At 62.5% G+C, this 5,812-nt stretch carries 6 protein-coding genes; 1 reads left to right on the forward strand and 5 read right to left on the reverse strand.

Annotation, left to right across the window (positions count from 1 at the left end):
- Positions 1-43: 43 nt before the first annotated feature.
- The 5 genes from ACOHWE_RS19950 to ACOHWE_RS19970 are packed head-to-tail and all read right to left on the reverse strand — an operon-like array spanning position 44 to position 5,050.
- Positions 44-1,327 carry a TRAP transporter large permease gene (locus tag ACOHWE_RS19950; RefSeq protein WP_420668495.1) on the reverse strand — a complete coding sequence of 428 codons (1,284 nt, stop codon included), beginning with the start codon at positions 1,325-1,327 and terminating at the stop codon, positions 44-46.
- Between the two features lie 2 nt (positions 1,328-1,329).
- Entirely contained in the window at positions 1,330-1,872 is a 543-nt protein-coding gene (locus ACOHWE_RS19955; protein WP_420668496.1) for a TRAP transporter small permease, read from the reverse strand.
- Between the two features lie 5 nt (positions 1,873-1,877).
- Entirely contained in the window at positions 1,878-2,882 is a 1,005-nt protein-coding gene (gene dctP / locus ACOHWE_RS19960; protein WP_420668497.1) for a TRAP transporter substrate-binding protein DctP, read from the reverse strand.
- A gap of 36 nt (positions 2,883-2,918) precedes the next feature.
- Positions 2,919-3,857, reverse strand: coding sequence for a beta/alpha barrel domain-containing protein (locus ACOHWE_RS19965; RefSeq protein WP_420668498.1), 939 nt, complete (start codon positions 3,855-3,857; stop codon positions 2,919-2,921).
- Entirely contained in the window at positions 3,857-5,050 is a 1,194-nt protein-coding gene (locus tag ACOHWE_RS19970; RefSeq protein ID WP_420668499.1) for a CaiB/BaiF CoA transferase family protein, read from the reverse strand. The genes ACOHWE_RS19965 and ACOHWE_RS19970 overlap by 1 nt, the downstream gene beginning before the upstream one ends.
- 94 nt (positions 5,051-5,144) lie before the next feature.
- Here ACOHWE_RS19970 and ACOHWE_RS19975 point away from each other — a divergent pair.
- The coding region (locus ACOHWE_RS19975) for a LysR family transcriptional regulator (RefSeq protein WP_420668500.1) at positions 5,145-5,812 on the forward strand (668 nt) is incomplete at its 3' end.

Raw genomic sequence — 5,812 nt, forward strand, 5'->3', positions numbered from 1 at the left:
CAGGCGAGCCCGCAAAACGGCTTCGGGGCCTTCTGCCGGCATTTCACCTGCCAAACCCGGAGGCATAGGGCAGCCACGTAGCAAGTCCCGGAACCAGCAGCATCAGCACCAGCCCACCAAGCATCAGCAGCACATAGGGCGCCGATCCCCGGACGACCTCGGACAGTGGCGCGTCCGTAATGCCCTTGATCACGAACAGGTTCATGCCAACCGGCGGCGTGATCATCGCCAGCTCCAGATTGATCATCAGCAGCACCCCGTACCACACCAGGTCGATATCCAGCGCGTTCATCGTGGGCAGCAGGATCGGCGTGGTGATCAGGATGATGGCAATGGATTCAAAGAACATGCCCATCACGAAAATCATCGCCATCACGATCAGGATGAACTGCAAGGGATTCAGCCCCATGCCCGCCACCGCCTCTGTCACGCCCATCGGTAGGCGGATAATTGTGATGGCATGACCGAACATCGCCGCGCCAGCAATAATCATGAACACCATCATCGAGGTCAGCATGGCCTGGCGTGCGCAGTTCCAGATTTCCGCCAGACCGAGGCTGCGGTACACCGTCAGCGCCACAACCAGCGCATATAGACAGCCAAAGGCTGCGGCCTCACCCGCGGTAAAAACGCCAAAGTAAATGCCGCCCATCACGATCGGCGGCGCCAGCACCGCCCAGATCGAACGCTTCAGAGCTCCGAACACCTGGCTCCATCCCGCCCAGTCCGGCGCGGCCTCGCCACGGCGGCTGGCCCGCACGATGCAATAGGCGGAGAAGATCAGCGCCAGCAGCAGGCCCGGCACGATGCCCGCCAGGAACAGCGCCCCGATGGAGACGTCCGAGACAATGGCATATAGGATCATCGGCCCTGAGGGCGGGATCAGGATGCCCAGGGTGCCGCCCGCAGCGATTACCCCCAGTGCGTCGCGCTCGGGATAGCCGAAACGCTTCATCTGCGGGATTGCGCTGGAGCCGATCGAAAGGGCCGTCGCCACCGACGAGCCGGAAATCGCGGCAAAGATGGTACAGGAGAGAACTGTGGCCACGCCCAGGCCGCCGCGGATATGTCCGACCACCGTGTGGGCCATGTCGTACAGGTCATCGATCACCCTGGCGCGGATCATCAGCTGTGCCATGAAGACGAACAGCGGTACAGTCATCAGGATCGGCTTGTCGAGATGAGCATAGACCGTATCCGCGACGCTGCCGATACTGCCCTCGAAGATCAGCAGGATCGCACTGGCGGTGAGACCAAGCGCGGCAAAGATCGGCATGCCGGTCAGCAAAAGCAGGATCAAACCGCCAAATACCAAGGCCATTGTCATGTTTAATCTCCGTGGATAAAACGGCTGAGGATCCGGGCCAGCGCCATCAGCGCCAGCAGGGCAGCGCCCGCAACCAGCGGCAGCTGTACAGCCCATAGGGGCACCTCGACGGTGCCGGAGGTGTAGGCCTCGAACGAGCGGGCGAAGGACACCGCCTCCCAGCTGCTTATGCCGAGGACAGCTGCAAAAATCAGAACTGCCAGATCAGCAAAGGCCCTCTGGGCCCTGGCCGCGCGGCCGCGCAGGCGCGCGGTCACAAGATCGATCGAAATATGAACATCCTGCCGGTAGGCTTCGGCCACGCCAAACATGATCAGCGCCACCAGCGCCCAGCCTGTCAAATCGTCAGACCAGCGCAGCGGCGCGTTCATCAGGTAACGCTGAAAGACAGCATAGATGGTGAGCGCGAAGGCCAGCAGGATCAGTCCCGTGCTGATGGCACCCGCCAGTCTCACCAGCCCGTTCACCGCTTTCAGGACCAGCGTAAGGCATGTGTGCAGGGCGCCCTTGGGCGCCGCTGCAACGGTCTCTGAGCGAACCGGCACCAGGGTTACCCCTGACCCTTGCTGCGCAGCTGATCGATCAGTTGCAGCAGTTCGCGGCTGTCGGCGTCATCGGAGCCGAACACCGCATCATAGGCAGGCCGCATCAGGGCCTCCAGCGCCGCGTTCTCCCCGGCAGAGTTTATATGCACCTTCACCCCCTCGGCTTCGAGATCCGCCGCGCCGCTGGCATCGGCAGCCTCGGCAGCCTCGATCGCCCAGATCGCAGCCTTGGCCCCGGCCTCATCCAGGGCCGCCTTGGCCTCATCCGACAGGCTGGCATAGAATTTTGGGTTCAGATAGCCGTGGAAGAAGACCGAGATCACCGGCACCACCGTGAAATGGTCCTGCACTTCGTAATATTTTCGGGCATGGGCCGCACCGATCCCGGTCAGGGCCGCGTCGATCACGCCGGTGGCAAGCGACTGGTAGACTTCGCCGCCGGACATCGATACTGGCGCTGCACCCAGAGCCTCAAGCGAGGCATTGAAGGCCGGCACCAGGCCGCGGATCTTCTTGCCCTCGAAGTCCGAGGGGTCATTCAGAAAATCACCCTTGGAGGTAAACACGCTGGTGTTGGTCTGAAACAGCCAGACGACGTTCTCGACCCCCTTCTGACGCAGCTTGTCCTCAAGGAATCCGGCCGCTCCCGAGCCGTCCCAGTTGCGCCAGATGGCCATATCGGAGAAGGCGTAGGGAGCCGTGGTCACCGTCATGATCGGCAGGGTCTTGCCCCACTGGAACTGCACGGAAAAAGCGCACTCGATATCGCCCTTGGCGGTTGAGGTAATGTTCTCCTTGGCCCCGACCAGGCTGTTGGCACCGAAGATCTGCACGTCAATCTCGCCGTTTGTCAGCGTCTCGACCTCCTCGGCCCAGCGGTCAATCACGCCCGCGACGGCGTGGGACGGCGGCAGCTGGTGGCTGCAGCGCATCTCCTTGGCGCCCGCCGAGGCGGCGGTGCCGGTAGCGGAAATGCTGGCGGCGGCAAGCGCCGGGATCAGATGTTTCATGGGTTCCCTCCCTAGAACCTTGGACTATGGGGCGCCTCAGGCGGCCCAATGGATCAGTGGCGGCGGCCCGGACCGGGCCAGCGCCCCATGCAGCTCCTCCGCGGGCATCTCCTCCTCAAGGATACCGCGGATCGCTGTCACAGCTTTCAAGTCGATGCCGGTGGCAAAGCCCATCCGCTCGCACAGGAAGACCAGGTCTTCAAAGACCGCATTGCCGGTGGCCCCCGGTGCAAACGGGCAGCCGCCAAGACCGCCCAGCGAGCCGTCCAGCACCCGTGCGCCCGCATCCAGGGCCGCTGCAGCGTTTGCGAGAGCCAGGCCGCGGGTGTCATGCAGATGCACGGTCACCGGTACATTCCCGCACAGGTTGACCAGTGCGGAAGTTAGAGCGCCCACTTGGCGCGGACCGGCAAATCCAACGGTATCGGCAATACCGATGATATCCGCCCCAGCGTTCAGGCACTCTTCAGCGAGACGCAAGACTTCGGCTTGCGGCACATCGCCGGCGATCGAGCAGCCGAAAGCCATAGCAATCCCAGCATTCACCAACGGCCGGCCATCGCCTTTGCCAGCAAGTTCCCGTGTCCGGCGCACAAGATCTACCGCCTCAGCGCGGGAGCGGCGCATATTGGCCCGGCTGTGCTCCTCGGTGGCGGAAACCACGTTGATGATTTCATGCACCGGTGTCTGCACCGCATCCTCGGCTCCGCGCTCATTCAGGGCCAGCGCCGATGCAAAGGCGCCCAGATCCGCTGTGGCGCCGATCAGGGCCCGGATATCAGCGAACTGCGGCACACGGGAGGCTGGCAGGAAAGAGCCAACCTCGAAATGGCGCACTCCGGCAGCATATTCCGCATTCAGCCAGTTCAACTTGGCCTTTGTGGACGGAAACCGGCGGACGAGCTGCAGCCCGTCGCGCAATCCCACTTCGCGCAGCGTCACGCGGTCCTTTGGATACAGCGCTTCGGCATCCATCACACGGTCTCCCTAATCTCTGCCCCCGAGGCAGCAAGGATTTCCTCATCCGTCAAGCCAAGCTGACCGAAGATCCCGGCCGTGTCGCCGCCGATTGGCGGCAGGTCCGCCTTGGCGGACATCGCAGGGACACCGTCCACTTCGAAAGGAAGGCCAGGGGCGCGGAAGCTGCCGCCGCCGGGCAAGGCAGAGGTAAACAGCCCGCCGGGCCGGTTGACGTGCGGATCAGCATACATCTGCGCAGGCCGGGCGATGGGCGAGAACGGGATGCCTTCGCGTTCCAGCACTTCGGCCAAGGGCGCAAAGGACTGCTGTGCCACCGCCTGTTCGATGATAGGCAGGGTCCAGTCACGGGCGGCGATCTGATCCGGGCGGTTCTGCAGCCGCGGATCTGCCTTCAACTCCTCAAGCCCCAGCACTTCACAGAGCTTGGCCCATTGGCCTTCCGTCACCGCGCCGAGGAAGATCTGCTGCCCGTCACCGGTCCTGAAGATATCATAGACCGGCCAGGAGAACTCACGCTCCGGCATAGGCGGTGCCTCGGTGCCCTCGATGTCGAACTGCGCCATGTGCTGGGCCACCAGCAGCAGGCAATTTTCGAACAGGCCGACCCGGATCGCGTGACCCTTTCCGTCCACTTGGCGCTGCAGCAGCGCGGCGAGCACTGAAAATGCACCGAAAAGTCCTCCCATGATGTCATTGGCCGAAGAGCCGATCCGCAGCGGCCGCCCGGTGGGGCCAGTCATATAGGCCATGCCGGTCATCATCTGCACCACCTCGTCCATCGCGGTGCGATTTTGGTAAGGGCCGTGCAGGAACCCCTTGCAGGAGGCCACGATCAGCCGGGGGAAACGCTCGCGCAGGACATCCGGAGCAAACCCCATGGCTGCGAGAGAGCTGTCGCGGAAGTTCTCAACGAAGACATCCGCGGTTTCCAGCAGCTGCTCCAACGCAACCCTGCCTTCCGCTTTTTTAAGGTCCAGCGTGACGGATTTCTTGCCCCTGTTGAAGGTTGGAAAGAACCCGCGTCCCATTCCTGTGAGATTGCGGGTTTTGTCACCTTGCGGCGGTTCAACCTTGATCACTTCAGCGCCGAGGAACGCCAAGAACATGCCGCAGGACGGCCCCATGATCATGTGGCTCATCTCGATAACGCGCAGGCCCTCAAGCGGGGCAAATCCGGTGCCGGTCATGGGTGTCCTCCTTAACTCACCTTGAAGCGTAGGATTGAAGCCGGCATGTGAAAATCATAATGTTTAGATCAAGCCATTCTAAAAACCAGAAGCCATGGATTCCCGCCAACTCCGCTACTTCGCTGCCATCTACGAACAGGGCTCACTGGCCCAGGCCGCCGGGCATCTGAATGTCGCGGCCTCCGCGCTCAGTCATCATCTTGCCAACCTTGAGGCGGAACTGGGCGCGCAACTCTTTCTGCGGCGCCCCCGCGGTTTGTCGCCTACGGCGGCAGGCGCAAGGCTTTACGAACACGCCCGGGCGATTCTAAGGGCGCTGGACGCCGCAGGCGACGACATCAGAGGGGAATCCCAGGAGGTGGCTGGAGAGGTTTCCGTCGGCATGGCGCATTCTGCGGTTAAGGCCATTGGCCTGCCGCTAATAGAAACTGTGCTGCGGGACTTTCCGAGACTAAAGCTATCGCTGTCCGAAAGCCTGTCCGGCTCCACCCTGATGCACCTGATGACCTCGGAAGTGGACGTGGCGGTGGTCTACAATCCACCGCAGGATAAAGCGCTCAGGCTGCAGCCGGTGCTGGAAGAGCGTATGCTTTGCGTCGGCCGCCCGGAGCTGATCGGTGACACGGATGCGCCCATATCCTTTGAGGAACTCCTGGAGCTTCCGATCATCCTGCTGCGTCAGGGGCTATCGGCCCGCGCCTTGATGGATGACCTGAACCTCCTGAAGAAACTGGAGTCACGTGCGCGCCTGAATCTCAATTC

The organism is Cribrihabitans neustonicus (genome assembly GCF_048820895.1).
Lineage (GTDB): Bacteria > Pseudomonadota > Alphaproteobacteria > Rhodobacterales > Rhodobacteraceae > Cribrihabitans_A > Cribrihabitans_A neustonicus.